We start from the raw sequence: 26,672 nt of genomic DNA, 5'->3' as shown, positions 1-26,672 counted from the left end.
CTCAGACCTCCTTGCAGAACTCGCCGATGGGCAGGCCCACATGACGCTTGTCCTGGGCCAGATAACCGAGCAGCTCGTCGCCGGTCTGCAACTCGGTGACGTTGAGGACCTTGCCGCCCGGCCCGAGCACCCGTACGTGCCAGTCGTCCTGCACGGTCAGGCTCACCAGCCGCCCGTCCTCCGCGTGTGTGCGGATCTCCAGCAGCGGCCGGGACTCCAGCTTGGCCCGCCCGACCACCACGCGCCGGGTCCGGCCGTCGGCGCCGACCGCCAGCAGGGCGCTCCCGGAGCCGACCTCGCTGAGGTAGTTGGTGCGGTTGTCGGGGCCCAGCGTGTACGAGTGCAGGGCGCCGGCGTTGACCCGGAACGGCCTGGTCGGCATGTACGGCAGCGGGTGGGTCTCGCTGCAGCAGAGCACGAAGCCTGAGGAGTACGAGCCGACGAGGATGCCCTCGTCCTCCTCGAAGTGCGAGCAGGTGTCCACGCAGACCCGGTCGCCGAGCCCGACGTGCCGGATGCTCTCGACCGTGAGCGTGGACAGCTCCAGCTGCGGGGTGGTCGCCTCCAGCAGCCGGGCCAACGCGAACACGTCGTCCGCGCTCCGGGGGGTGAACAGGATGCCGTCGGAACCGCGTTCGAGCACATCGAAGACGATGGCCGCCTCCTCCAGGTCCCCGACGACCGTCACCAGCTTGCCCTCGGCCGACTCGGCCGCCGCGAGCACGATCTCCAGCGGGATCTTGGTCGGGTCGGCGAAGTGGATCACCGTGTACGGCAGCGCCATCGCGCCCGCGCACGACAGCTGAAGGGTGCGGTCGTCCCGTACGTCGATGAAGCCGGCGACGGGAGCACCACCGGCGGCGGCCCGGTTCGCCGAAGCGAGGGAGTCCAGCTCCTCCTGGGTTCCGAACGTCCGCAGCAGGAGGTCGATTCCGGAACCGGCGGCAGCGGAGGTCTCGGCATCGGCCGCGGCCTTCGCCTCCTTGCCCCCCTTGGCGGCGACGCCCTCACCCGGGCCCTTGCGGGAGACGCTCTCCCCAGCACCCTTCCCGGAGACCTTCTCTCCCGCCCCCTTCGCGGAGACGGTCTCGGCCGCATGCCGCAGCGGTGCCGCCGCGGATGTCCCGGGTACCAGCACCCGGGTCACGGTCGGCGGCAACGTCCCCAGCAACTCGGCGTCGGCGGAGACCACCCCGGCCATCCGGGCGTGGACGGCGGCGTCCACCACCGCCTGGAGCTGTGGACGGGGGACTTCACGGAGATCGATCCACGCGAACCTCATGCGACACCTGCCACGATCGTCGAGTAAGGGGTTTCGGTGCTCATGCTCATGTCATTCACGACTTCGCCCGCGCGGCCGTGCACCACTGCGGCCAGCCGGGACACCAGGGAGGCGGGTGAGGGGGCGGAGAAGATCCGGCGGCCGACGGCCAGCCCCCGGCAGCCGGCGGTCATCACGGCCGTGCCGTACTCGATCAGGTCGGAGCCGTCCGGTGGCCCGCCGGCCGCGAGGACGGGGATGGGGCTGTGGGCCACCACCTCGGCCATCCGGTCGAGCGGCAGGGCGACCGACGTCTTCACCAGGTCGGCGCCCAGATCGGCGGCGACGTTCACGATGTGCGCGAGGAGGGCGGGATCGTGCGGGTTGTCGATCCGGGGGCCGCGCGGATAGACCATCGCGATCAACGGCATGCCCCAGGTGTCGCAGGACCGGGCCACCGCGCCCAGGTCGGCCAGTTGGCGCCCCTCGGTGTCCGAGCCGATGTTCACATGGACGCTGACCGCGTCGGCGCCGAGCGCCACCGCCTCCTCGACATCGCCGACCAGCACCTTGGCGTCGGCGTCGGCGGAGCAGACCGTACTGGCGCTCAGATGCACCACCAGCGCGCAGCCCTTGAGGATGTCCGGGGTGAGCGTGCGGGCCCGTCCCTTGTGGACGATGATTCCGTCGGCCCCGCCGGCCACCAGCGCCCTCAGCAGCCCTTCCCACTGTCCCGGAGGGGCGACCGGGCCGTCCGAGACGCTGTGGTCGAGTGGAATGAGCAGGTGCCGGTCGTCACCGGCCGGCGAAAGTCTTCTCAAGCGTAATGGCTTGCCAGTTTTCAGCATGGTTAATGCGCCTTCCTGGCTCCGAGGCCGCATTTCAGAAAGTCGATCCACGACGGCCCGCCGCGGTCTCCATGTCCGAAAAACGATGTTCGTAGAACTTTCAAGTTCTGCCGGGCGTCAGCATTCCGTGCGTGATCGGGTGTTGGCAAGGCGTGACCGTCGGCGAATTTTTATGCCGACAGCGGCATAATATTGACAGTGGGTTGATAGGGGCCTGTGACTTGACGGCGCTCGAGGGTGCTGTGCGTAGGACATTTTGCCGATCTGTCCCCACGCATGACAAGATCACCCGCTTTACCCGACATTGTCCCGCATAATCGACGCCTCTTCTTCCTTCGAAACAATTCGACGAAGTGTCCGCGCGACCTTTTCCGAAGCTTCCTTGTGGGAATCGAATTTCCCGGCCTAGGGTGACAGCCACACTCCGGTTCGTGTTTCATGCGTGGCCGTCCCCATCGGGGCCCGGACCATTCGTGTCCGGGCGTACCGGAAGTGAGCCCCCCATGCCCGAATCCCCGTCCAAGACCGTCGCCGAGACCATGGGCCCCAGATCGGTCGCCTTACCGCCGTCGCCGGCCGACACGAGCAAGGCGTCCAAGGTCGCCGCCGCCAGTCTCGTGGGCACCACGATCGAGTACTACGACTTCGCCGTCTACGGCACGGCCTCCGCGCTCGTCCTGGGACCGGCCTTCTTCCCCTCCGGCAACGCCACGGTCTCCTCCCTCGCCGCGTTCCTCACCTTCGCCGCGGCCTTCCTCTCCCGCCCCCTCGGTGCCGTGCTCTTCGGCACGATCGGTGACCGGCTCGGGCGCCGGACAGCCCTGGTCGCGTCCCTGCTGCTGATGGGCCTGGCGACGGTCGGCGTCGGCCTGCTGCCGACCTACGAGACCGCCGGACTCCTCGCGCCCGTCCTCCTGGTGACACTCCGTCTGCTGCAGGGCGTCAGCATGGGCGGCGAATGGGGCGGCGCGGTACTCCTGGCCGCCGAGCACGCTCCGCCGGGGCGCCGCGCGCTGTACGCAGCCGTCCCCAACGTGGGTCCCTCGCTGGGCTTCCTCCTCTCCAGCGCCGTCATCCTGCCCACCCTGCACCTCGTGGGCCGCGACGGGTTCACGGAGTGGGCCTGGCGGGTGCCGTTCCTCCTCAGCGCCGTGCTGGTGGTGGTCGGGCTGTGGGTGCGTACGACGGTGTCGGAATCGCCGGTGTTCCAGGCGGAGGCCGGCCGTACCGCGGTGGGGGCGGCCTCGGACGCGGCGACGGTGCCCTCGGCGCCCTCGGCGCCCTCGGCGCCCTCGGCGCCCTCGGCGCCCTCGGCGCCCCCGGCGTCGCGTTTCCCGCTCGGCACGCTCGTCGCGCGCCACCCCGGGCGACTGCTGCTCGGTACCGGTGCGGCGATCGGCGGCTCGGCCGTCTACTACCTGACGATCGTCTACAGCCTGTCCTACGGGCCGAAGACGCTCGGTATCCCGCAGAACACGATGCTCATCGCGGCGAGCGTGGGGGCGGCGGCCGGGATCGCCCTCACCCTGCCCGTCGCCAGGCTCGCCGATCGCGTCGGACGACGGCCCCTCATGCTGACGGGGGCCGCCGGGTCCGTCGTCTGGGCCGTCCCGATGTACGCGTCGCTCAGCACCGGCGACGCCCTCGTCATCACCGGTGCCTACACGGTCGGGCTGATGCTGCTCGCGGTGATGTTCTCGCCGGTGGCGGCGTTTCTCGCGGAGCTGTTCCCCGCGAGGTTGCGGTACACCGGGGCCTCGGCGGCGTTCATCCTGGCCAACACGCTCGGCGGCGGGTTCGCTCCGCTCATCGCGACGTGGTTGAACAGCCAGTGGTCCTCGCCGCTGGTCCTGGGCTTCTACACGGGTGGGTTGTGCCTGGTCAGCCTCGTGTGCCTGCTGGCTCTGCCGGAGACCCGAGGGGACGACTTCCACGCCTGAGGATTTCGCCCCCGCCGCCCTTACCCGTCCCGTCCCCAGGGGCTGCGCCCCTTCGACCCCGAGGGGGTTGGGTTGTCGGGTGCGGGTGGGTGGGGGCTGGTCGCGCCGTTCCCCGCGCCCCTGGAAGGTGGGGCTGCGCCCCTTCGACCCCGAGGGGGTTGGGTTGTCGGGTGCGGGTGGGTGGGGGCTGGTCGCGCGGTTCCCCGCGCCCCTGGAAGGTGGGGCTGCGCCCCTGCCTTCCAGGGGCGCGGGGCGTGGTGGGGGCGGAGTCAACCTTTCATGGCGAGGCCGGTGGGTACAGCGAGCGGGGCAGTTGCGACGCCGCCGCCGAATCCAGCAGCCACAGAGTCCGCGCCCTGCCGTACGCGCCCGCCGCAGGAGCCTGGATCTCACCCGCACCGGAGAGCGCGATCGCCGCAGCCCGTGCCTTGTCCTCCCCGGCCGCGAGCAACCACACCTCCCGCGCCGCGCGGATCGCCGGCAACGTCAACGTCACCCGGGTCGGCGGCGGCTTCGGCGCGCCCCGCACCCCCACCACGGTCCGCTCGGTCTCCCGTACGGCAGGCAACTCGGGGAACAGCGAGGCCACATGGGTGTCCGGTCCGACCCCGAGCATCAGCACGTCGAACGTCGGCACGGAGCCGTGGTTCTCCGGCCCCGCCGCCCGCGCCAACTCCTCCGCGTACGCGGCGGCCGCCGCGTCCACATCGACACCCCACGGCCCGTCCGACGCGGGCATGGTGTGCACCCGCTTCGGATCCAGCGGCACCGAGTCCAGCAGCGCCTCCCGGGCCTGGGTGACATTGCGCTCCGGGTCACCCTCGGGCAGGAACCGCTCGTCGCCCCACCACAGGTCCAGCCGGCCCCAGTCGATCGCATCCCGGGCGGGGGCCGCCGCCAGTGCCGCGAGCAGTCCGTTGCCGTTGCGGCCACCCGTGAGGACCACCGAGGCGTAACCGCGCGAGGCCTGCGCATCCACGACCTTGGTGATCAGACGGGCCGCCCCGGCCTGCGCCATCAGCTCCTTGTCGTGGTGTACGACCAACTGCGGCGTACTCACTGGGGCGCCGCCTTCTTCACGTGCGGCATCTGCGCGGGGGTCGGTCGCTCGGCATCACCGTCACCGTCCGAGCCCGCCGGACCCGACCGTACGGCGGGCGGCAACGCCGGCGCCGAAACCGACGCGGAAGCCGACCCCGAAGCCGTACTCGCGTCCGCAGCCGCCGACGTACCCGCCGTCAGCGCGGCGCCGCTGCCACTGCCCGTGCCGGTCCCGCTCCACGACACACCCCCCAACCGATCCACCCCGAACCGCAGCGCGGACGCGTACGTGTCGTCCGGGTCCAGCCGGCGCAGCTCCTCCGCCAGCAGCTCGGACGTCTCGCGGCGCTTCAGCGCGACCGCCCGGTCCGGCTGGCCCTCCAGCGTGAGAAGGGCGAGCCCTCCGGCGGGCCGGTACAGCCGGATGGGCCCGGTGCTGGTCAGCAGCCGAACCTCGTTCAGGCCGGGCCCGGCCGACACCCCACGGCGTACGTGCACATGGAGCCGGTCCGCCAGCCACATCGCGAGGAGCTCGACACTCGGGTTGTACTGCTCGCCCTGTACCTCCGCCGAGATGACCTCGCAGTCCACCTGGTCGAGGGCGGCGGCCAGCATGGAGCGCCAGGGCGTGATCCGGGTCCAGGCCAGATCCGTGTCGCCGGGCTCGTAGTTGTCGGCGCGGACCCGCAGCTCGTCGATGGGCTTCTCCGCGGCGTAGCTGTCGGTGACCCGGCGCTGGGCGAGCGCGCCCAGCGGGTCACGGGCCGGGTCGAGCGGCGCGTTGACCGGCCACCACACCACGACCGGCGCGTCCGGCAGCAACAGCGGGAGCACCACCGACTGGGCGTGGTCCGCGACCTCGCCGTACAGCCGGACCACGACCGTCTCGCCGGTGCCCGCGTCCGCGCCCACCCGTACCTCGGCGTCGAGGCGGGACTTCGTACGGTCGCGGGGGGAGCGCGAGACGCGCTTGATGACCACGATCGTGCGCGAGGGGTGCTCGCGGGAGGCGTCGTTGGCGGACTTGAGAGCGTCGTAAGCGTTCTCCTCGTCCGTCACGATGACCAGCGTGAGCACCATGCCGACGGCCGGGGTGCCTATCGCCCGGCGGGCCTTCACCAGCGCCTTGTTGATCTTGCTGGCCGTGGTGTCCGTGAGGTCTGTCTTCATGGCCGGCGCCAGCTCCGTCCGTCTCGCTCCAGCATCTCGTCCGCCTCGACGGGACCCCACGTGCCCGCCTGGTACTGCGCGGGCCTGCCGTGCTTGTCCCAGTACTCCTCGATCGGGTCGAGGATCTTCCAGGACAACTCGACCTCCTCCGTGCGCGGGAAGAGGTTGGAGTCGCCGAGGAGGACGTCCAGGATGAGGCGTTCGTACGCCTCGGGCGACGACTCGGTGAAGGACTCGCCGTACGCGAAGTCCATCGACACGTCCCGGATCTCCATCGACGTGCCGGGCACCTTGGAGCCGAAGCGGACCGTGACACCCTCGTCCGGCTGGACGCGGATGACGATCGCGTTCTGCCCCAACTCCTCGGTGGCGGTGGAGTCGAAGGGGGAGTGGGGCGCGCGCTGGAAGACCACCGCGATCTCGGTGACCCGGCGGCCGAGGCGCTTGCCCGTCCGCAGATAGAACGGGACCCCGGCCCAACGGCGGTTGTCCACCTCGACCTTGATGGCAGCGTAGGTGTCGGTCTTCGACTTGCGGTCGATGCCGTCCTCTTCGAGGTAGCCGATGACCTTCTCACCGCCCTGCCAGCCGGCCGCGTACTGCGCGAACACGGTGTCCCGGCCCAGGTCCTTCGGCAGCCTCACCGCGCCGAGGACCTTGGTCTTCTCGGCGGCGAGCGCGTCCGCGTCGAAGGAGGCGGGCTCCTCCATCGCGGTCAGCGCCATCAGCTGGAGCAGGTGGTTCTGGATGACGTCACGGGCCGCGCCGATGCCGTCGTAGTACCCGGCGCGACCGCCGATGCCGATGTCCTCGGCCATCGTGATCTGGACGTGGTCGACGAAGGACCGGTTCCAGATCGGCTCGAACATCGTGTTGGCGAAACGGAGCGCCAGGATGTTCTGGACGGTCTCCTTGCCCAGGTAGTGGTCGATGCGGAAGACCTGGTCCGGGGCGAAGACCTCGTGGACCACCTTGTTGAGGTCCTCGGCCGACTCCAGGTTGTGGCCGAACGGCTTCTCGATGACCGCCCGGCGCCACGAGCCGCTGCTCTGGTCGGCCAGACCGTGCTTCTTGAGCTGCTGGATGACGACCGGGAACGCGGACGGCGGTACGGAGAGGTAGAAGGCGAAGTTGCCGCCCGTGCCCTGCGCCTTGTCCAGCTCCTCGATGGTGTCACGCAGCCGCTCGAAGGACTCGTCGTCGTCGAAGGTGCCCTGGACGAACCGCATGCCCTGGATGAGCTGCTGCCAGACCTCCTCGCGGAAGGGAGTACGGGCGTGCTCCTTGACCGCGTCGTGCACCTCCTGCGCGAAGTCCTCGTTCGCCCACTCACGCCGGGCGAAGCCGACGAGCGAGAAGCCCGGCGGCAGCAGTCCGCGGTTGGCGAGGTCGTACACGGCAGGCATCAGCTTTTTGCGTGACAGATCGCCTGTGACGCCGAAGATGACCAGGCCCGACGGCCCCGCGATACGCGGGAGCCGTCGGTCCGCGGCGTCACGCAGCGGATTGCTGCTCGACAAGGTTTTCAGCCCTCCGAGGGTGCGAGGCGCTGAAGCTCCGCCTCGGTCGACTTGAGCAGGTCGTTCCAGGACGCCTCGAACTTCTCGACGCCCTCGTCCTCCAGCAGCTGCACGACCTCGTCGTAGGAGATCCCGAGCTTCTCGACCGCGTCCAGCTCGGCACGCGCCTGCTCGTACGTCCCGGCGACCGCGTTCCCGCGGATCTCACCGCTCTGAGCGGTGGCCTCCAGCGTGGCCTCCGGCATGGTGTTCACCGTGTTCGGCGCGACCAGCTCGTCGACGTACAGCGTGCTCTTGTACGCCGGGTCCTTCACACCGGTCGAGGCCCACAGCGGACGCTGCTTGTTGGCGCCCGCGCTCTCCAGGGCGGTCCAGCGGTCGGTCGAGAAGACCTCCTCGTACGCCTGGTAGGCGAGGCGCGCGTTGGCGACACCGGCCTTGCCGCGGGCGGCCTTGGCCTCGTCGGTGCCGAGCGCGTCGATCCGCTTGTCGATCTCGGTGTCGACACGGGACACGAAGAACGACGCCACCGAGTGGATCTTCGACAGGTCCAGACCCCGCTCCTTGGCCTTCTCCAGACCGGCCAGGTAGGCGTCCATGACCGCGCGGTAGCGCTCCAGGGAGAAGATCAGCGTGACGTTGACGCTGATGCCGAGGCCGATGACCTCGGTGATCGCCGGCAGACCGCCCATCGTGGCCGGGATCTTGATCAGCGTGTTGGGCCGGTCCACCAGCCAGGCCAGCTGCTTGGCCTCGGCGACCGTGGCCTTGGTGTCGTGCGCCAGGCGGGGGTCGACCTCGATGGAGACCCGGCCGTCCTGGCCACCGGTCGCGTCGAACACCGTCCGCAGGATGTCGGCGGCGTCACGGACATCCGCCGTCGTGATCATGCGGATGGCCTCTTCGACCGTGACCTTGCGGGCGGCGAGGTCGGAGAGCTGCTGGTCGTAGCCGTCCCCCTGCGAGATCGCCTTCTGGAAGATCGACGGGTTGGTGGTGACGCCCACGACGTGCTGCTGGTCCATCAGCTCGGCGAGGTTGCCGGACGTGATGCGCTTGCGCGACAGGTCGTCCAGCCAGATCGCGACGCCCTCCTCGGAGAGGCGCTTGAGTGCGTCTGTCATGGAAATTCCATCTCCTACGTGTCGTGTATAGACGTCAGCGCTGAGCCGCTGCGAGGGATTCCCGCGCCACTGCGGCCACGTTCTCGGCAGTGAAGCCGAACTCGCGGAAGAGGACCTTGCCGTCGGCCGAAGCGCCGAAGTGCTCCAGCGAAACGATGCGGCCGGCGTCCCCGACGTACTTGTGCCAGGTGAGTCCGATACCGGCCTCGACCGCGACACGCGCCTTGACGGACGGCGGCAGAACGCTGTCCCGGTACCCCTGGTCCTGCTCCTCGAACCACTCCACGGACGGCATGGACACGACCCGGGTGGGCACGCCCTGCTCCTGGAGCCGCTCCCGCGCCTCGACGGCCACATGCACCTCGGAACCGGTGGCGATCAGGATGACCTGAGCGTCGGCGTTCTGCCCCTCGGGCCCCTCGGCGTCGAAGAGGACGTAACCACCCTTGGCGGCACCCTCGTTGGCCTCGTACGTCGGCACACCCTGTCGGGTCAGCGCCAGGCCGTGCGGGGCGCCCTTGCCGAACTCCTTGGTCCAGCGCTTGAGGATCTCGCGCCAGGCGATCGCCGTCTCGTTGGCGTCGGCCGGGCGGACGATGTTCAGGCCCGGGATGGCCCGCAGCGAGGCCAGGTGCTCGACGGGCTGGTGCGTGGGACCGTCCTCGCCCAGACCGATCGAGTCGTGCGTCCACACGTACGTCACCGGCAGGTGCATCAGCGCCGACAGCCGCACCGCGTTGCGCATGTAGTCGGAGAACACGAGGAACGTGCCGCCGTAGATACGCGTGTTGCCGTGCAGCGCGATGCCGTTCATCTCCGCGGCCATGGAGTGCTCACGGATGCCGAAGTGGATCGTGCGGCCGTAGGGGTTCGCCTCCGCCAGCGGGTTGTCCGCCGGCAGGAAGGACGACGTCTTGTCGATCGTCGTGTTGTTCGAACCGGCGAGGTCGGCGGAGCCGCCCCACAATTCCGGGATGACCGCGCCGAGCGCCTGCAGGACCTTGCCGGACGCGGCACGGGTGGCGACAGCCCTGCCCGGCTCGAACTCCGGCAGATGCGACTCCCAGCCCTCGGGCAGCTCGCCCGCGCTGATCCGGTCGAACTCGGCGGCCCGCTCCGGCTGGCCGTCGCGCCACTCCTGGAGCTGCTTCTCCCAGGCGGCACGCGCCTCACGGCCCCGCTCGCCCAGCGCGCGCGTGTGCGTGAGGACCTCGTCGGAGACCTCGAAGTCCTTCTCCGGGTCGAAGCCGAGGACCCGCTTGGTGGCGGCGACCTCGTCGGCGCCGAGCGCCGAGCCGTGCGCGGCCTCGGTGTTCTGCGCGTTGGGGGCGGGCCAGGCGATGATCGAGCGCATCGCGATGAACGACGGCCTGTCGGTGACCGCCTTGGCGGCCTCGATCGCCGCGTACAGCGCGGCCGGGTCGAGGTCGCCGTTCTCCTTGGGCTCGACGCGCTGCACGTGCCAGCCGTACGCCTCGTACCGCTGGGTGACGTCCTCGGAGACGGCCGTCTCGGTGTCGCCCTCGATCGAGATGTGGTTGTCGTCCCACAGCAGGATCAGGTTGCCGAGCTTCTGGTGGCCCGCGAGGGAGGAGGCCTCGGCGGAGATGCCCTCCTGGAGACAGCCGTCACCGGCGATCGCGAAGACGTGGTGGTCGAAGGGAGACTCACCCGGCGCCGCGTCCGGATCGAACAGGCCACGCTCGTAGCGGGCGGCCATCGCCATGCCCACGGCGTTGGCGACACCCTGGCCGAGCGGACCGGTCGTCGTCTCGACGCCCTTGGTGTGCCCGTACTCCGGGTGGCCCGGGGTCTTCGAGCCCCAGGTGCGGAAGGACTCCAGGTCCTCCAGCTCCAGGCCGAAGCCCCCCAGGTAAAGCTGGATGTAAAGAGTCAAGGAGGAGTGGCCCGCGGACAGCACGAAGCGGTCACGGCCGGTCCAGTCCGGGTCGGCGGGGTCGTGGCGCATCACCTTCTGGAAGAGGGTGTACGCGGCGGGTGCGAGGCTCATCGCCGTACCGGGATGGCCGTTGCCGACCTTCTGTACGGCGTCGGCGGCCAGGACGCGGGCGGTGTCGACGGCCCGCTGGTCCAATGCGGTCCACGCGAGGTCTGTAGTGGTCGGCTTGGTGCTCACCCTGGGTCAGGGCTCCTCTCCACATGTCTCGTGCCGGTGTCTTTCACGGCACCGGCCGTTGTCGAGCCTACCCCCGTGGGAACGCGCCTTTTTTCGAGTCATTCCAGACTGCCGGGGCGGTGCCGGATCCGCCTCCCGACCGGCGTTCCGCATGGTGAGACCAGGGGGTTCCGCGGTTCGACATCTGAATACGGAGCCGCTCATCCGACTGCTCAACCGAAGTGTGTTCGGCTCCTCCCGGGGTGCCCACCAACACGACCCCACCCCCTTGAAAGGCTCGCTCTGGGCAACGTCTACAGTGGCGTGGTACGCGCGAGCCGTCACGGGGAGTTCACATCCGGAGGCTTGCTGGGAGTCTCTGTCAGGGGTGTGCGTGACGGCCGTCGAATCCCGTCCACCGGGAGTACTTGGCGCGAGCAGCACGAGCAGCAGCCGGGGCCGGCGGCCGATCGGGGCCCGTGTCAAGGCGTTCGTGGCGCTGACGAAGCCGCGGATCATCGAGCTTCTGCTGATCACCACGGTTCCGGTGATGTTCCTGGCCGAACAGGGCGTCCCGGACCTCTGGCTGGTGCTCGCCACCTGCGTCGGCGGTTACCTCTCGGCGGGCGGCGCCAACGCGCTCAACATGTACATCGACCGCGACATCGACGCCCTGATGGAGCGCACGTCGCAGCGTCCCCTCGTCACCGGCATGGTCACCCCGCGTGAGGGCCTCGTCTTCGGCCTCACCCTCGCGGTCGTCTCCACCGTCTGGTTCGGCGTCCTCGTCAACTGGCTGTCCGCCTGGCTGTCGCTCGGGGCGCTCCTCTTCTACGTCGTCGTCTACACGATGATCCTGAAGCGCCGTACCTCCCAGAACATCGTCTGGGGCGGCATCGCCGGCTGTATGCCCGTCCTCATCGGCTGGTCCGCCGTCACGAACTCCGTGTCCTGGGCCGCCGTCATCCTCTTCCTCGTCATCTTCTTCTGGACCCCGCCGCACTACTGGCCCCTCTCCATGAAGGTGAAGGAGGACTACGCCCGCGTCGGCGTCCCGATGCTCCCGGTCATCGCCTCCAACAAGGTCGTCGCGCGCCAGATCGTTCTCTACAGCTGGGTGATGGTCGCGGTCTCCCTGATGCTCACCCCGCTCGGCTACACGGGCTGGTTCTACACCTCGGTCGCCCTGGTGACGGGCGGCTGGTGGCTCTGGGAGGCCCACGCCCTCCAGACCCGGGCGAAGAACGGCGCGACCGGCGGCAAGCTCAAGGAGATGCGCCTGTTCCACTGGTCGATCACCTACGTCTCCCTCCTGTTCGTGGCGGTGGCGGTGGACCCCTTCCTCCGCTGAGGCGGCCCCGTGAAGGGCGCGGGGCCGTGTCCATGCGCGCCCTCCGCCGCGTGGGCGCGAGCAACCAGGAACAACCCGCACGCGCCCACTCAGGACGACGCACCACGACGAGTGGCAAAGCCCACTCGCCCTGCCATCGCAGCCGGCCCTACCCCTCGGTAGCATCCTGCCCATGGCAGACACCAAGCAGGTAGACGAGGCGAAGGCGGCCAAGACGGCCGCCAAGGCCGAGCGCAAGGCAGCCAAGCTCGCGCAGCAGATCACCTCGTTCGCGAAGGCGCACGGCGGCGCCGAGGCCCAGGTCGCCTACATCGGTCAGCTGGGAGCCCGCATCGTCCTCGTCGGCGAGGACGGCAACTGGGGCGACCTGGTGGCCCCGAGCTACGCCATCGCCGACCAAGCCGTACAGAAGGCAGGCGTCACCGTCCACGAGGACTTCGACGGTGAATTCGCGGCCAAGGTCCGGACCGGCCCGTACGAATGGACCCGGATGGCCGGAATCCAGGTCGGCGGTCCGAGCAACAGCAACACCTGAGCCCGGCTGACCCGTTAGGACCTGTGGGAGCACACAGGTCCAAGCGCGGGAGTCCGGATGATCGAAACGCCGTCCCTCGTGGACCAGTACTGCCACGGTGTACTGAGAACGGAGCTGGGCCTCGGCACCTTCGAGGCCCACCTCGCCCGCAGTGAGGGCCCGCCGGCGCCCGGCACCACCTTCTTCGACACCCAGACGGGCTTCGCCGTGCGCCGCTGGTGTCCGCCCCTGCTGGGTCTGGAGCCGCACTGCCCACCGGCCCGCTATCTCGCCCGCCGCCGCGAACTGGGCGTCCTGGAGGCGGGCCGCAGACTGCTGCGGGGCAGCGGCATCACCACCTATCTGGTCGACACCGGCCTGCCCGGCGACCTCACCGGCCCGCAGGAGATGGCCTCCACCGGGGACGCCGTCGCCCACGAGATCGTCCGCCTCGAACTCCTCGCCGAACAGGTCGCCGACACCTCCGGCACCGTCGAGTCGTTCCTGGCCAACCTCGCCGAGTCGGTGCACGCGGCGGCCGCGAACGCCGTCGCCTTCGCGTCGGTCGCGGGTGTCCGCCATGGCCTGGCCCTCGCGCCCGAACCGCCGGGCCCGGGGGAGGTGCGGGGCGCGGTGGGCCGCTGGCTGGCGCACCGGCCGGTCGGCGGCGCGCTCACCGACCCGGTTCTCCTCCGGCATCTGCTGTGGATCGCCGTCGCCTCCGGCCGCCCCCTCCAACTCCACGCGGGTCTGGGCGAGGCCGGGCTGCGCATCGACGCCACCGACCCGGCCCTGCTCACCGAGTTCGCCCGCGCCACGGCGGGCCTCGGCACCGACCTGGTCCTGCTCCACGGCTACCCCTACCACCGCCACGCGGCCCACCTCGCCGGTGTCTTCCCCCATGTCTACGCCGACCTGGGCGCCGAACTCGTCCGCACCGGGGCCCGCGCCACCGCCCTACTCGCCGAGGTCCTGGAACTCGCCCCCTTCGGCAAGCTGCTCTTCTCCAGCGGCGCCCACGGTCTGCCCGAGCTGCATGTGGTCGGTGCGCGGCTGTTCCGGGAGGCATTGGCACGGGTGCTGGGCACCTGGGTGGCGGAGGACGCCTGGTCACTGGCGGACGCCCAGCGTGTGGCGGGACTGATCGCGGCGGGGAACGCGCGGCGGGTGTACGGGCTGGAGTGAGCTGTGGAGACTGAGCGCATGACACACAGCGACGCCATTGTCGGCTTACCCGGCTCCACCACCGACACCGAGGCTCTGGTCGAACGTTTCCTCGACGGCCTGCGGGAACTGACCCCGAGCGCCGTCTGGGCCCATGGTTCGCTCGGCGGAGGGGACTACCAGGAGGGCCGCAGCGACCTGGATCTGATCGCCGTCCTCGACGCTCCCGTCACCGCCCGGACGGCCTGGAAGGTGGGGCGGCTGCACGCCCGGCTGCGCCACGACCCGCTGGCCGCCCTGCTGCACTGCACCTATCTGACGCCCGGCACGGCGTCCGACCCCCAGCGGCGCCACCTCACCTGGGCACACGCACACCTGTTCCGGCGCACCGTCACCCCGGTCACCCGGCGCGAGCTGCACACCTTCGGCCTAGTCCTGCACGGCGAACCGCCCGAGACGCTGCTCCCGCCGGTCTCCGACATCGAGCTGGACGCCTTCGTCGTCCGCGACCAGCAGGAGTTCTGGCGCCCGGCGGTCGACAGGGCCCACCTCTGGGAGAGGGACGTCTGGGTCGACCTGGGCCTGCTCACCTTCGCCCGGGGCACCGCCACCCTGCGCGAGGGCCGTCTGATCTCCAAGCGCGAGGCCCTGGACCTGCTGCCCGCACTGGGCGCGCCCATCGAGGTCGTCGAGGACATCAGGCGGCGCCGGTACGGGGGCCAAGGCCGCCGCTACGGAGGCCAAGGAGAACGGGTGCCCCGGCGGGGTGAGCTGACCCGGCTGTTCCTCGGCCCGGCGATCGACGACCTGGTGCGGACGTACGGCTGAGGCCGTCGCGCCTCCTCGGACGTACGGCTGCGTCAGCCGCGTGCGGCGACCGGGGTCTCCACCGCCGCCGGAGCGGGCACCTCCACCTCGTCCGCCGGCCGTTCCCGCAGGGACAGCAGGACCCGGAGGGTGGCGATCCACACCAGGCAGGAGCCGAGCATGTGGGCGCCGACCAGGACCTCGGGGAGGTCGGTGAAGTACTGGACGTAGCCGATGGCGCCCTGGGCGAGGAGGACCAGGAACAGGTCGCGGGTGCGGTTCAGCGGGCCGCGCGGGGCGTCCACCGCCTTCAGGACGAACCACAGGGCGAAGGCGAGCGTCACCACGATCCAGGCGAGGACGGCGTGCAGCTTGGTGACGGCCTCCCAGTCCACCGGCATACGGGGAACGTCACTGGAGTCACCCGCGTGCGGGCCGGCTCCGGTGACCACCGTGCCGACCAGGATCAGTAGCGCGCACGCGGCGATCATGGCCCACACCAGCTGCCGCACGGCCTTGCCGACCACCGGCCGGGCGACGGCGTCGCTCTCGGGCACGCGGTGCCACATGACCACGGCGACCGTGATCAGCGCGGTGGTGGCGAGGAAGTGGGCCGCGACCGTGTACGGGTTCAGGCCGACCAGGACCACGATGCCGCCGAGCACCGCGTTGCTCATGACGACCCAGAACTGCGTCCAGCCCAGCCGGGTGAGGCTGCGGCGCATCGGCTTCTGCGCGCGCGCAGCGATGATCGCCCAGCCGACCGCCGCACACAGCACGTACGTCAGCATGCGGTTGCCGAACTCGATGGCCCCGTGCAGGCCCATCTCCCGGGTGGCGGTGAGCGAGTCGTCCGTGCACTTGGGCCAGGTCGGGCAGCCGAGGCCCGACCCGGTGAGCCGTACGGCACCGCCGGTCACCACGATGACCACCGCCATCACGAGGGCGGCGAGAGCCGCCCGCCGGACCGTTCTCGGGTCCGGGGTCCAGCGTTCGGCGATGAAGGCGAGCGGGTTGCGCGCAGCGGAGACGACGTCGTCGCGGGTCACTTTCGGCACGCGCACCATGGTAGGCCGCCCGCTTGTGCACGTATTCACGAGGGGGCGCACCCGGGCCGTGACCTGCGCTACTCCCAGCGGAAGAAGCGTGCCGCCGCGCCCAGCCCGAGCACCGCCCACACGGCGAGGATCCCCAGGTCGCCCCACGGCATCCCGGCGCCGTGCTGGAGGACGTCCCGCAGGCCGTCCGACAGGGCCGAGATCGGCAGCAGTCCGAGCACGCCCTGCGCCGCGTCCGGGAACTTGTCCAGCGGGACCACCACGCCACCGCCGACGAGCAGCAGCAGGAAGACCAGGTTCGCCGCCGCCAGAGTCGCCTCCGCCTTCAGCGTGCCCGCCATCAGCAGACCGAGGCCCGAGAAGGCGGCCGTACCGAGGAGCAGCAGCAGGAGCACGGCGAAGGGACTGCCGTGCGGGTTCCAGCCCATCGCGAAGGCGATCACCGTGACCAGGACGACCTGGAGGGCCTCCGTGACCAGTACGGACAGGGTCTTCGCGGTCATCAGGCCCCAGCGGGGGAGGGGCGAGACCGCCAGCCGCTTCAGGACGCCGTAGCGGCGCTCGAAGCCGGTGGCGATGGCCTGGCCGGTGAACGCCGTCGACATCACGGCGAGCGCGAGGACGCCGGGGGCGAGGAAGTCGACGGCCTTCCCCTCGCCCGTGTCGACGATGTCCACCGAGCCGAAGAGCGCGAGCAGCAGGGTCGGGATCACGACGGTCAGGAGCAACTGCTCACCGTTGCGCAGCAGCATCCTCGTCTCCAGGGCCGCCTGCGCCGCGATCATGCGGGGGAGGGGGGCGGCGCCCGGCTTCGGCGCGTACACGCCGGTGGTCGTACCGGTGCTCATGAACGCAGCTCCTTGCCGGTCAGCTCCAGGCTGTGCCTTTCCGGGGGACAACCCCCGGACCCCCGGCAGATGCGTGTGTCGTCCGGGATCACGAGCGCAGCTCCTTGCCGGTCAGCTCCAGGCTGTGCCTTTCCGGGGGACAACCCCCGGACCCCCGGCAGATGCCGTGTGTCGTCCGGGATCACGAGCGCAGCTCCTTGCCGGTCAGCTCCAGAAAAACGTCTTCGAGGGTGTGTCGTTCCACCGAGATCCTGTCCGGCATCACGCCGTGCTGGGCGCACCAGGAGGTGACGGTCGCCAGGAGTTGCGGGTTGACCTTTCCGGTCACCCGGTAGACGCCGGGCGTCAGTTCCACGGCGGTGGAGTCCGCCGGGAGGGCCTTCAGCAGGGAGCCGACGTCGAGGGCCGGGCGGCCGGTGAAGCGCAGGGTGTTCTCGGCGCCGCCCCGGCACAGCTCCTCGGGCGTGCCCTGGGCGATCACCCGGCCGGCGTCGATGATCGCGACGTCGTCCGCGAGCTGCTCGGCCTCGTCCATGTAGTGCGTGGTCAGGATGACCGAGGCGCCGTCCGCGCGCAGATCCCGGACCAGCTCCCAGGTGGCCCGGCGCGCCTGCGGGTCCAGACCGGCCGTCGGCTCGTCGAGGAAGACCAGCTCCGGGCGGCCGACCACGGCCATCGCGAGGGCGAGCCGCTGCTGCTGGCCGCCGGAGAGCCGTCGGTAGGTCGTACGGCCGCAACCGCCGAGACCCAGGCGCTCGATGAGGGCGTCCACGTCGAGGGGGTGGGCGTGCAGCTTGGCCACGTGGCGGAGCATCTCGTCGGCGCGGGCACCCGAGTAGACGCCGCCGGACTGGAGCATCACGCCTATCCGGGGGCGCAGGGCCGCCGCCTCGCGGACCGGGTCGAGGCCGAGGACGCGGACCGAGCCGGAGTCCGGCTTGCGGTAGCCCTCGCAGGTTTCGATCGTGGTCGTCTTGCCGGCGCCGTTGGGGCCGAGCACGGCGGTGACGCCCCCTCGGGCCGTCAGATCGAGGCCGTCCACCGCGGTCTTGTCGCCGTACCGTTTCACCAGGGACCGGACCTGGACCACGGGGTCACATCGCATGGGCCCGAGTCTAGGTACGCGGCCGGGTGCCGAGACGGGCGGGTCCGGAGATCTCCTCCTCACGGGGACGGTGCAACGGGAGCCAGCGCTCGGCGTACGCCACCGCGTCGGCCACCGGGAACAGACGTGTGTCCGCCGTACCCACCTTTCCCCGTACGACCTCGTGGTCGCGCTCGAAGTCCCGGCCCAGCTCGTCGAAGCGGTCCGAGTCGATCGACACCTCGGTCACCACCTCCCAGCCGTCCGGGCCCGGTCGGCCGACCTCGACCAGGGGCGAGGGGATCCGGTACTCGGCGAGGTGGAAGCTGGTGCAGGACCCGTAGCCCGCGCCGAGCAGCAGCACCCGGGCGCCCGCCCGCTCAAGCCGGGCCAGTGGACTGTGCTCGCCGAGGCGGCAGTCGGGCGCGTGGTCCGCGAGGATCGCCGCCGCGCCGGGGCCGATAGCCGCGAAGGACGTCTGGGGGTGGGCGCTGCGCAGGGCCCCCGGCCAGGTCCGCACCGTCTCGGGGATCACTCCGACCCCGCGGGTGGGCGTGGTGCGCGGGTCGTAGGCGGGCATGGAAGCCCGGATCAGCCCCCACCACTCCTCGGGCACCGGCGGATGCGCCCAGAGCGACGGGTCCGAGAGCTGGCCGGTCTGGCTGGGGACGACCAGGGTGCCGTCCGGGCCGAGCGCGTCGAGCAGCGCCTGGACGACCGCGACGGCACCTCCGCAGACCCAGCCGAGCGCGCTGAGCGAGGAGTGCGCGAGGAGGGTCTCACCGGGCTCGACACCGATGGCGCGCAGGTCCGCCGCCAGGCCGGCTCGAGTGACGAGTGGGCCGGTGTGAGGGGTTGTCGACATGGTGGGGCAGTCTTCCCCAGCGGCCTGCGCGGCGCCACCGGTTTGATCGATCAGTGATCGTTTGCGCAGGTCAGCTTAGGTTCACCTAAGTGATGTACGGCACCGCCCGTCCGGCCGGACGCGGCTTGCCCGCCTCCGAGGAATTACGCAACAATGGCGTTGTGAAAAACGTTGGCGAGGCTCCGCAGGAGGAACTCGCGACCGGGGAGCGGTCGACACGCAACCGGGTCGCGCGGTCCATCCTGGATCACGGCCCGTCCACAGTGGCCGACCTCGCCGGGCGTCTGGGGCTGACCCAGGCGGCCGTCCGTCGGCACCTCGACGCACTGGTCGCCGACGATGTGGTAGAGCCCCGTGAGCAGCGCGTCTACGGCACGCGTACGCGCGGGCGCCCGGCCAAGGTGTTCGCCCTGACGGACTGTGGGCGCGACGCCTTCGACCAGTCGTACGACAAGCTCGCCGCGGACGCGCTCCGCTGGATCGCGGACCAGGAGGGCGGGGAGCAGGCGGTCGCCGCCTTCGCCCGCGCCCGGATCGCCGCCCAGGCAGGCGCCTACCGCAAGGCCGTCGAGACGGCGGCCCCCGGGGAGCGGACCGAAGCCCTGGCCAAGGCCTTGAGCGCCGACGGGTACGCTGCTACGGCACGCAGTGCCCCCCACCCCCACCAGGGTGAGCAGCTCTGCCAGCACCACTGTCCGGTGGCCCATGTGGCCGGGCAGTTCCCGCAGCTCTGCGAGGCCGAGACCGAGCTCTTCGCCGAACTGCTCGGTACGCACGTCCAGCGGCTGGCGACCATCGCCCACGGCGACGGCGTCTGCACGACGTTCATCCCCAGAGTTTCCAAGACAGCCACCAACGCATCCGCAAGCACGGCCGGGAGGAACCCCGCATGACTCTCCCCATCGAGGAGACAGCCCACCCCGAGCTCGAGGGCCTGGGTAAGTACGAATACGGCTGGGCGGACTCCGACGAGGCCGGCGCCTCTGCCAAGCGTGGCATCAACGAGGACGTCGTCCGGGACATCTCCGCCAAGAAGAACGAGCCGGAGTGGATGACCAAGCTCCGTCTCAAGGGCCTGCGCCTGTTCGAGAAGAAGCCCATGCCGAACTGGGGCTCGGACCTCTCCGGCATCGACTTCGACAACATCAAGTACTTCGTGCGCTCCACGGAGAAGCAGGCGGAGTCCTGGGAGGACCTGCCCGAGGACATCAAGAACACCTACGACAAGCTCGGCATCCCCGAGGCGGAGAAGCAGCGCCTCGTCGCCGGTGTCGCGGCCCAGTACGAGTCCGAGGTCGTCTACCACCAGATCCGCGAGGACCTGGAGGAACAGGGCGTCATCTTCCTCGACACCGACACCGCCCTGAAGGAGCACCCGGAGCTCTTCAAGGAGTACTTCGGCACCGTCATCCCGGTCGGCGACAACAAGTTCGCGTCGCTGAACACGGCCGTGTGGTCCGGCGGCTCCTTCATCTACGTGCCGAAGGGCGTGCACGTGGAGATCCCGCTCCAGGCCTACTTCCGTATCAACACGGAGAACATGGGCCAGTTCGAGCGGACGCTGATCATCGTCGACGAGGACGCCTACGTCCACTACGTCGAGGGTTGTACGGCACCGATCTACAAGTCCGACTCCCTGCACAGCGCGGTCGTCGAGATCATCGTCAAGAAGGGCGCCCGCTGCCGCTACACGACCATCCAGAACTGGTCGAACAACGTCTACAACCTGGTCACCAAGCGCGCCGTCGCCTACGAGGGCGCGACCATGGAGTGGGTCGACGGCAACATCGGCTCCAAGGTGACGATGAAGTACCCGGCCGTCTACCTGATGGGCGAGCACGCCAAGGGCGAGACCCTCTCCATCGCGTTCGCGGGCGAGGGACAGCACCAGGACGCCGGCGCCAAGATGGTCCACATGGCCCCGAACACCTCCTCGAACATCGTCTCCAAGTCGGTGGCTCGCGGTGGCGGCCGCACCTCGTACCGCGGTCTCATCGAGATCGGCGAGGGCGCCCCGGGCTCCAAGTCGAACGTGCTGTGCGACGCGCTGCTCGTCGACACCATCTCCCGCTCGGACACGTACCCGTACGTCGACGTCCGTGAGGACGACGTGTCCATGGGCCACGAGGCGACCGTCTCCAAGGTCTCCGAGGACCAGCTCTTCTACCTGATGAGCCGTGGTCTGAGCGAGTTCGAGGCGATGGCGATGATCGTGCGCGGCTTCGTCGAGCCGATCGCGAAGGAGCTGCCCATGGAGTACGCGCTGGAGCTCAACCGGCTGATCGAGCTGCAGATGGAAGGCGCGGTCGGCTAAGCACCGCCCTCCGGTCCAGCAGCAGGCGGCCCGCCTCTCCGGGGCGGGCCGAAGATCGAAGAACGTAGGAAGAGAGCAGACCGACAGCCATGGCTGAGGCTCAGAACATCCCCGTGGGGTCCACCACCGCGGGCCAGATCGCGGTGGCCGCCGAGTCGACCGTCGCCACGCGCATGAGCGCGCCCCCGTCCTTCGACGTGGCGGACTTCCCGGTCCCGCACGGCCGTGAGGAGGAGTGGCGGTTCACCCCGCTGGAGCGCCTGCGTGGGCTGCACGACGGCACCGCCGTCGCCACCGGCGACGGCCTGAAGGTCGACGTCCAGGCCCCCGAGGGCGTCACCCTCGAGGCCGTCGGCCGCGACGACGCCCGCCTCGGCAGGGCCGGCACCCCCGTGGACCGCGTCGCCGCCCAGGCGTACTCGGCGTTCGAGAAGGCCGGCGTGATCACCGTTCCCCGGGAGACGGTGCTCGCCGAGCCGATCCGGATCGCCGTGCACGGCGAGGGCGGCACCGCCTTCGCCCACCAGGTGATCGAGCTGGGCGCCTTCGCCGAGGCCGTCGTCGTCATCGACCACACCGGTGACGCGGTGCTCGCCGCCAACGTCGACTACGTCCTGGGCGACGGCGCCAAGCTGACCGTCGTCTCCGTCCAGGACTGGGACGACAAGGCCGTGCACGTGGCCCAGCACAACGCCCTGGTCGGCCGGGACGCGTCCTTCAAGTCGATCGTCGTCACCTTCGGCGGCGACGTCGTCCGCCTCCACCCGCGCGTCTCCTACGCCGGCACCGGCGGCGAGGCCGAACTGTTCGGGCTCTACTTCACCGACAAGGGCCAGCACCAGGAGCACCGCCTCCTGGTCGACCACAACACCCCGCACTGCAGGTCCAACGTGGTCTACAAGGGCGCCCTCCAGGGCGAAGGCGCCCACGCGGTGTGGATCGGCGACGTGCTCATCGAGGCCAAGGCCGAGGGCACCGACACCTACGAGATGAACCGGAACCTCGTCCTCACGGACGGCGCCCGGGTCGACTCCGTGCCGAACCTGGAGATCGAGACCGGCGAGATCGTCGGCGCGGGGCACGCCTCGGCGACCGGCCGCTTCGACGACGAGCAGCTCTTCTACCTGATGGCGCGCGGCATCCCGGCCGAGGAGGCCCGCCGCCTCGTCGTCCGCGGTTTCTTCGCCGAGCTGGTCCAGCAGATCGGCATCGACGACATCCAGGAGCGCCTCCTCGTGAAGATCGACGAGGAGCTGGAAACGGTGTCTGGATCGGGCCGATGACCATCTACGTACGCGCCTGTGGGCTGAGCGAGCTGGAGGAGGACACCCCGAAGCGGGTGGAACTCGACGGCACGCCGGTCTCGGTCGTGCGGACCGAGGGCGAGGTGTTCGCCATCCACGACATCTGCTCCCACGCGAACGTCTCGCTCTCCGAGGGCGAGGTGGAGGACTGTCAGATCGAGTGCTGGCTGCACGGCTCCGCGTTCGACCTCAGAACCGGCAAGCCGTCCGGCCTACCCGCGACGCGCCCCGTCCCCGTATACCCCGTAAAGATCGAAGGGGACGACGTGCTCGTCTCCCTCACCCAGGAGTCCTGAGGCACCCATGGCAACGCTTGAAATCCGAGACCTGCACGTCACCGTCGAGGCCGACAACGCCACGAAGGAGATCCTCAAGGGCGTCGACCTCACAGTGAAGCAGGGCGAGACGCACGCCATCATGGGCCCCAACGGCTCCGGCAAGTCGACCCTCGCCTACTCCCTCGCGGGTCACCCGAAGTACACGATCACCGGCGGCACCGTGCTGCTCGACGGCGAGGACGTCCTGGAGATGTCCGTCGACGAGCGCGCCCGCGCCGGCCTGTTCCTCGCGATGCAGTACCCGGTCGAGGTCCCCGGTGTCTCCGTGTCGAACTTCCTGCGGACCTCCGCCACCGCCATCCGCGGCGAGGCCCCCAAGCTGCGCACCTGGGTGAAGGAGGTCAAGGAGGCCATGCAGCGCCTCAACATGGACCCCGCCTTCGCCGAGCGCAACGTCAACGAGGGCTTCTCCGGCGGTGAGAAGAAGCGCCACGAGATCCTTCAGCTGGAGCTGCTCAAGCCGAAGGTCGCGATCCTCGACGAGACGGACTCCGGTCTGGACGTCGACGCGCTGCGGATCGTCTCCGAAGGCGTCAACCGCGTCCGCGAGACCGGCGAGGTCGGCACCCTGCTGATCACGCACTACACGCGCATCCTGCGCTACATCAAGCCCGACCACGTGCACGTGTTCGCGAACGGCCGTATCGCCGAGTCCGGCGGCCCGGAGCTCGCGGACCAGCTCGAGTCCGAGGGCTACGACAAGTACGTGAAGGGTGGCGCATCCGAGTGACACAGCTGCCGGGCCTCCTCGACACCGAGGCGATCCGTAAGGACTTCCCCATCCTGGACCGTCAGGTCCACGACGGCCGGAAGCTCGTGTACCTGGACAACGCGGCGACCTCGCAGAAGCCGCGCCAGGTGCTGGACGCCCTGAGCGAGTACTACGAGCGCTACAACGCCAACGTCCACCGCGGTGTGCATGTGCTCGCCGAGGAGGCCACGGCGCTGTACGAGGGTGCGCGGGACAAGGTCGCGTCGTTCATCAACGCGCCCAGCCGCGACGAGGTGATCTTCACCAAGAACGCCTCCGAGTCGCTGAACCTCGTGGCGAACATGCTCGGCTGGGCCGACGAGCCCTACCGGGTGGACTCCGAGACCGAGATCGTCATCACGGAGATGGAGCACCACTCCAACATCGTGCCGTGGCAGTTGCTGGCGCAGCGCACCGGCGCGAAGCTGAAGTGGTTCGGGCTGACCGACGACGGCCGGCTCGACCTCTCCAACATCGACGAGGTCATCACGGAGAAGACGAAGATCGTCTCCTTCGTGCTGGTGTCCAACATCCTCGGCACGGTCAACCCCGTCGAGGCGATCGTGCGACGGGCGCAGGAGGTCGGCGCCCTGGTCTGCGTCGACGCCTCGCAGGCCGCGCCCCACATGCCGCTGGACGTCCAGGCCCTCCAGGCCGACTTCGTGGCCTTCACCGGCCACAAGATGTGCGGTCCGACGGGCATCGGCGTGCTCTGGGGCCGCCAGGAGCTCCTGGAGGACCTGCCTCCGTTCCTCGGCGGCGGCGAGATGATCGAGACGGTGTCGATGCACTCGTCGACGTACGCTCCCGCCCCGCACAAGTTCGAGGCGGGCACCCCGCCGATCGCGCAGGCGGTCGGGCTGGGCGCGGCGATCGACTACCTGAACTCGATCGGGATGGACCAGATCCTCGCCCATGAGCACGCGATCACCGAGTACGCGGTGAAGCGGCTGGTGGAGGTCCCGGACCTGCGCATCATCGGGCCGGCCACGGCCGAGGACCGGGGTGCGGCGATCTCCTTCACGCTCGGCGACATCCACCCGCACGACGTGGGCCAGGTCCTCGACGAGCAGGGCATCGCGGTCCGGGTGGGTCACCACTGCGCCCGCCCTGTCTGCCTGAGGTACGGAATTCCCGCGACCACCCGAGCGTCGTTCTATCTGTACTCCACGCCGGCCGAGATCGACGCCCTGGTCGAAGGCCTGGAGCACGTACGGAACTTCTTCGGCTGAGGGGACGAGCGATCGCATGAAGCTGGACTCGATGTACCAGGAAGTCATCCTGGACCACTACAAGCACCCGCACGGGCGGGGCTTGCGGGACGGTGACGCCGAGGTACACCACGTGAACCCGACGTGCGGCGACGAGATCACCCTGCGAGTGAAGTACGACGGCACGACCATCGAGGACGTGTCGTACGAGGGCCAGGGCTGCTCGATCAGCCAGGCCTCGGCCTCCGTGCTGAACGACCTCCTCGTCGGCAAGGACCTCGCGGACGCGCGGAAGATCCAGGAGACCTTCCTGGAGCTGATGCAGTCCAAGGGGAAGATCGAGCCGGACGACGCGATGGAGGAGGTGCTGGAGGACGCGGTCGCGTTCGCCGGTGTCTCCAAGTACCCCGCCCGGGTCAAGTGCGCCCTCCTGAGCTGGATGGCGTGGAAGGACGCGACGGCCCAGGCGCTGGGCGCCGACGTCGAAAGGAAGACGGCATGAGCGAGACCCTGGAGATGAAGCCGGCCTCCGAGGAGGAGGTCCGCGAGGCCCTGTACGACGTCGTCGACCCCGAGCTGGGCATCGACGTCGTCAACCTCGGGCTGATCTACGGCATCCACATCGACGACGCGAACATCGCGACGATCGACATGACCCTGACCTCCGCGGCCTGCCCGCTGACGGACGTCATCGAGGACCAGGCCAAGTCCGCCACGGACGGCCTCGTCAACGAACTGCGCATCAACTGGGTCTGGATGCCCCCGTGGGGCCCCGACAAGATCACCGACGACGGTCGAGAGCAGCTTCGGGCGCTCGGGTTCAACGTCTGAGACACCGGACACGGGTGTGGCCCCTGGCGAGATCGCCAGGGGCCACACCCGTGTCGGCGGTGGGGGCTTGCGGTCAGGAGAAGCCCTTCACCAGGTTGAACGTGGCGGCCGCGTAGAAGTAGCCGCTGTGTTCGGCGCGCTCCAGGCGGAGCTGGAAGTTGCGGTGACGGACGAAGTGGCCGGGGTAGTTCACCGATTCCAGCAGGACCGAGCCCGAGTAACCGGAGCGCGGGCAGAAGGTGGCGTCCTGCTTGAAGAGCTGGGAGCCGTCGTGGCCCGCCGCGCGGAGCACGAAGTTCTGGTGGCGTACGTAGCGGCCGTCCGCCATGCGGAAGGAGTAGCAGGAGGAGTTGGCGAGCCCGGAGACGACCTTGAAGGAGGAGTCCTCCCTGGTCTCGCTTCCGCTGCGGGAGCTCACCTGGTCCAGCTGGATCACACCGCTGCGCAGATGCCAGTAGCGGTCCGGGTAGTTGACGGACCGTACGGACTTGCTGGTGGTCGAGGTGGACGGCGGCTTCCTGGGCGCCGTGGTCGACTTCGACGGCTGGGACGTCGGCTTGGCCCCGCCCTGCTGGCTCTCGGAGGATTCGGAGTCCTCCGTGTCCTCGGCGGAAGAACCCTTGTCCTTGTCCTTGTCCTTCGACGCGTCCTCGGAACCCTGGGGCTCCGACAGACCGCTCTTGCCGTCCGGCGCACCGGTCGTGGCGGGCGACTCGGGCGGGAGGGAGAGGGAGGGCAGGTCCCGGTCGTCGGCGGCGGTCGTGTGACTCTCGCGCTGTGACGAGTCGTCAGGTCCCGAGCCCTGCAGGGTGAGCGCGGTCACGCAGGAGGAGACGACGGCCAGGGCGAGGGCGCCGGCCAGCCAGAGGCGGCGCGTGCCCGGTATTCGCGTGTCGTCCGGGGCGACACCGGTCTCCCACACCTTCGCTGATCGGAGCACCGGAAGGTTGGGCGTGGTCTGGTCCGGATCAGGTCCGGGCTTTCGTGGCGGCATGCGCGGTTCCCTCGGCGTCGCACAGGCGGACGCGAATTCGTCATGCGGGTCAGGGGAGGTGGTACGTGTCACCGGTGTGCGAAAACCTTGGCGGTCGTCACACAATCGGGAGATTGACCGTTGAAACAGTAGTGGACCAAGGGGTGTGCGGGGAGCCCTTTCAGTGAGCGCTTCCATAACGGAACGGCCCCGAAACGGCGCCCACTTGGCGGTCGACG

The 26,672-nt window shown here is 69.9% G+C and carries 25 protein-coding genes; 13 read left to right on the top strand and 12 right to left on the bottom strand.

Annotated features, from left to right (window positions below):
* Position 1: 1 nt before the first annotated feature.
* A complete protein-coding gene (locus ACFY9I_RS25905; RefSeq protein WP_391005498.1) occupies positions 2-1,282 on the bottom strand; it encodes a 3-dehydroquinate synthase II family protein in 1,281 nt (426 codons plus the stop codon).
* Entirely contained in the window at positions 1,279-2,109 is an 831-nt protein-coding gene (locus ACFY9I_RS25900; protein ID WP_391005496.1) for a 2-amino-3,7-dideoxy-D-threo-hept-6-ulosonate synthase, read from the bottom strand. The genes ACFY9I_RS25905 and ACFY9I_RS25900 overlap by 4 nt, the downstream gene beginning before the upstream one ends.
* A gap of 503 nt (positions 2,110-2,612) precedes the next feature.
* On the opposite strand from ACFY9I_RS25900, the gene ACFY9I_RS25895 reads away from it, so the two are divergent.
* Entirely contained in the window at positions 2,613-4,049 is a 1,437-nt protein-coding gene (locus tag ACFY9I_RS25895; RefSeq protein ID WP_391005494.1) for an MFS transporter, read from the top strand.
* A 277-nt stretch (positions 4,050-4,326) separates the two neighbouring features.
* On the opposite strand, the gene pgl is transcribed toward ACFY9I_RS25895, so the two are convergent.
* Genes pgl through tkt form a run of 5 tightly spaced genes read right to left on the bottom strand, consistent with a single transcriptional unit; the run spans position 4,327 to position 11,041 of the window.
* Positions 4,327-5,109, bottom strand: coding sequence for a 6-phosphogluconolactonase (gene pgl / locus ACFY9I_RS25890; protein WP_391005492.1), 783 nt, complete (start codon positions 5,107-5,109; stop codon positions 4,327-4,329).
* Positions 5,106-6,260, bottom strand: coding sequence for a glucose-6-phosphate dehydrogenase assembly protein OpcA (opcA, locus tag ACFY9I_RS25885; RefSeq protein WP_391005490.1), 1,155 nt, complete (start codon positions 6,258-6,260; stop codon positions 5,106-5,108). Before opcA ends, pgl begins: the two co-directional genes overlap by 4 nt.
* Positions 6,257-7,789, bottom strand: coding sequence for a glucose-6-phosphate dehydrogenase (zwf, locus tag ACFY9I_RS25880; RefSeq protein ID WP_391005624.1), 1,533 nt, complete (start codon positions 7,787-7,789; stop codon positions 6,257-6,259). Before zwf ends, opcA begins: the two co-directional genes overlap by 4 nt.
* Positions 7,786-8,904 (bottom strand): transaldolase, encoded by a 1,119-nt coding sequence (gene tal / locus ACFY9I_RS25875; protein ID WP_391005488.1) that lies wholly within the window; start codon positions 8,902-8,904, stop codon positions 7,786-7,788. Before tal ends, zwf begins: the two co-directional genes overlap by 4 nt.
* Positions 8,905-8,938: 34 nt before the next feature.
* Positions 8,939-11,041: a transketolase gene (gene tkt / locus ACFY9I_RS25870; protein ID WP_391005486.1), complete on the bottom strand. Its 2,103-nt coding sequence runs from the start codon at positions 11,039-11,041 to the stop codon at positions 8,939-8,941.
* A 373-nt stretch (positions 11,042-11,414) separates the two neighbouring features.
* Here tkt and ACFY9I_RS25865 point away from each other — a divergent pair, with 373 nt between their 5' ends.
* From ACFY9I_RS25865 to ACFY9I_RS25850, 4 genes are all read left to right on the top strand, one after another.
* Positions 11,415-12,371 carry a heme o synthase gene (locus ACFY9I_RS25865; RefSeq protein ID WP_391005484.1) on the top strand — a complete coding sequence of 319 codons (957 nt, stop codon included), beginning with the start codon at positions 11,415-11,417 and terminating at the stop codon, positions 12,369-12,371.
* 172 nt (positions 12,372-12,543) lie between these two features.
* Entirely contained in the window at positions 12,544-12,906 is a 363-nt protein-coding gene (locus tag ACFY9I_RS25860; RefSeq protein WP_391005482.1) for a hypothetical protein, read from the top strand.
* Between the two features lie 57 nt (positions 12,907-12,963).
* Positions 12,964-14,070, top strand: a complete 1,107-nt coding sequence (locus tag ACFY9I_RS25855; RefSeq protein WP_391005481.1) for an amidohydrolase family protein — start codon at positions 12,964-12,966, stop codon at positions 14,068-14,070.
* An 18-nt stretch (positions 14,071-14,088) separates the two neighbouring features.
* Positions 14,089-14,877, top strand: a complete 789-nt coding sequence (locus ACFY9I_RS25850; protein WP_391005479.1) for a nucleotidyltransferase domain-containing protein — start codon at positions 14,089-14,091, stop codon at positions 14,875-14,877.
* Positions 14,878-14,909: 32 nt separating this feature from the next.
* Here the strand turns inward: ACFY9I_RS25850 and ACFY9I_RS25845 are convergent, their stop codons facing one another.
* From ACFY9I_RS25845 to ACFY9I_RS25830, 4 genes are all read right to left on the bottom strand, one after another.
* Positions 14,910-15,923: a COX15/CtaA family protein gene (locus ACFY9I_RS25845; protein WP_391005477.1), complete on the bottom strand. Its 1,014-nt coding sequence runs from the start codon at positions 15,921-15,923 to the stop codon at positions 14,910-14,912.
* A 59-nt stretch (positions 15,924-15,982) separates the two neighbouring features.
* Positions 15,983-16,762, bottom strand: a complete 780-nt coding sequence (locus ACFY9I_RS25840) for an ABC transporter permease (RefSeq protein ID WP_391005475.1) — start codon at positions 16,760-16,762, stop codon at positions 15,983-15,985.
* 181 nt (positions 16,763-16,943) lie between these two features.
* Positions 16,944-17,867 carry an ATP-binding cassette domain-containing protein gene (locus tag ACFY9I_RS25835; RefSeq protein WP_391005473.1) on the bottom strand — a complete coding sequence of 308 codons (924 nt, stop codon included), beginning with the start codon at positions 17,865-17,867 and terminating at the stop codon, positions 16,944-16,946.
* Positions 17,868-17,877: 10 nt separating this feature from the next.
* Positions 17,878-18,711, bottom strand: a complete 834-nt coding sequence (locus ACFY9I_RS25830) for an AAC(3) family N-acetyltransferase (protein ID WP_391005471.1) — start codon at positions 18,709-18,711, stop codon at positions 17,878-17,880.
* A gap of 161 nt (positions 18,712-18,872) precedes the next feature.
* On the opposite strand from ACFY9I_RS25830, the gene ACFY9I_RS25825 reads away from it, so the two are divergent.
* The 8 genes from ACFY9I_RS25825 (at position 18,873) to ACFY9I_RS25790 (ending at position 25,460) form a co-directional block, all read left to right on the top strand.
* Complete coding sequence (locus ACFY9I_RS25825) at positions 18,873-19,604, top strand: ArsR family transcriptional regulator (RefSeq protein ID WP_391005469.1); 732 nt, start codon at positions 18,873-18,875, stop codon at positions 19,602-19,604.
* On the top strand, positions 19,601-21,025 hold the full coding sequence (gene sufB / locus ACFY9I_RS25820) for a Fe-S cluster assembly protein SufB (protein ID WP_045560921.1): 1,425 nt from the start codon (positions 19,601-19,603) through the stop codon (positions 21,023-21,025). Before ACFY9I_RS25825 ends, sufB begins: the two co-directional genes overlap by 4 nt.
* A gap of 89 nt (positions 21,026-21,114) precedes the next feature.
* Positions 21,115-22,308, top strand: coding sequence for a Fe-S cluster assembly protein SufD (sufD, locus tag ACFY9I_RS25815; protein WP_391005467.1), 1,194 nt, complete (start codon positions 21,115-21,117; stop codon positions 22,306-22,308).
* Complete coding sequence (locus ACFY9I_RS25810; protein ID WP_391005465.1) at positions 22,305-22,625, top strand: Rieske 2Fe-2S domain-containing protein; 321 nt, start codon at positions 22,305-22,307, stop codon at positions 22,623-22,625. Before sufD ends, ACFY9I_RS25810 begins: the two co-directional genes overlap by 4 nt.
* 7 nt (positions 22,626-22,632) lie before the next feature.
* Entirely contained in the window at positions 22,633-23,397 is a 765-nt protein-coding gene (sufC, locus tag ACFY9I_RS25805) for a Fe-S cluster assembly ATPase SufC (protein WP_391005463.1), read from the top strand.
* Positions 23,394-24,650 carry a SufS family cysteine desulfurase gene (locus tag ACFY9I_RS25800; RefSeq protein ID WP_391005461.1) on the top strand — a complete coding sequence of 419 codons (1,257 nt, stop codon included), beginning with the start codon at positions 23,394-23,396 and terminating at the stop codon, positions 24,648-24,650. Before sufC ends, ACFY9I_RS25800 begins: the two co-directional genes overlap by 4 nt.
* A 16-nt stretch (positions 24,651-24,666) precedes the next feature.
* Positions 24,667-25,131, top strand: coding sequence for a Fe-S cluster assembly sulfur transfer protein SufU (gene sufU / locus ACFY9I_RS25795; protein ID WP_391005459.1), 465 nt, complete (start codon positions 24,667-24,669; stop codon positions 25,129-25,131).
* A complete protein-coding gene (locus ACFY9I_RS25790; RefSeq protein ID WP_020130530.1) occupies positions 25,128-25,460 on the top strand; it encodes a metal-sulfur cluster assembly factor in 333 nt (110 codons plus the stop codon). The genes sufU and ACFY9I_RS25790 overlap by 4 nt, the downstream gene beginning before the upstream one ends.
* Before the next feature lie 73 nt (positions 25,461-25,533).
* Here ACFY9I_RS25790 and ACFY9I_RS25785 read toward each other — a convergent pair whose 3' ends face one another.
* On the bottom strand, positions 25,534-26,454 hold the full coding sequence (locus ACFY9I_RS25785) for an AbfB domain-containing protein (protein ID WP_391005457.1): 921 nt from the start codon (positions 26,452-26,454) through the stop codon (positions 25,534-25,536).
* Positions 26,455-26,672: the final 218 nt, after the last annotated feature.

Origin of the sequence: Streptomyces sp. NPDC012510 (assembly GCF_042955065.1) — a bacterium.
GTDB lineage: Bacteria > Actinomycetota > Actinomycetes > Streptomycetales > Streptomycetaceae > Streptomyces.
The sequence above is the reverse complement of the archived record's forward strand: the minus strand, read 5'-3'. Positions and strand labels throughout refer to the sequence as shown.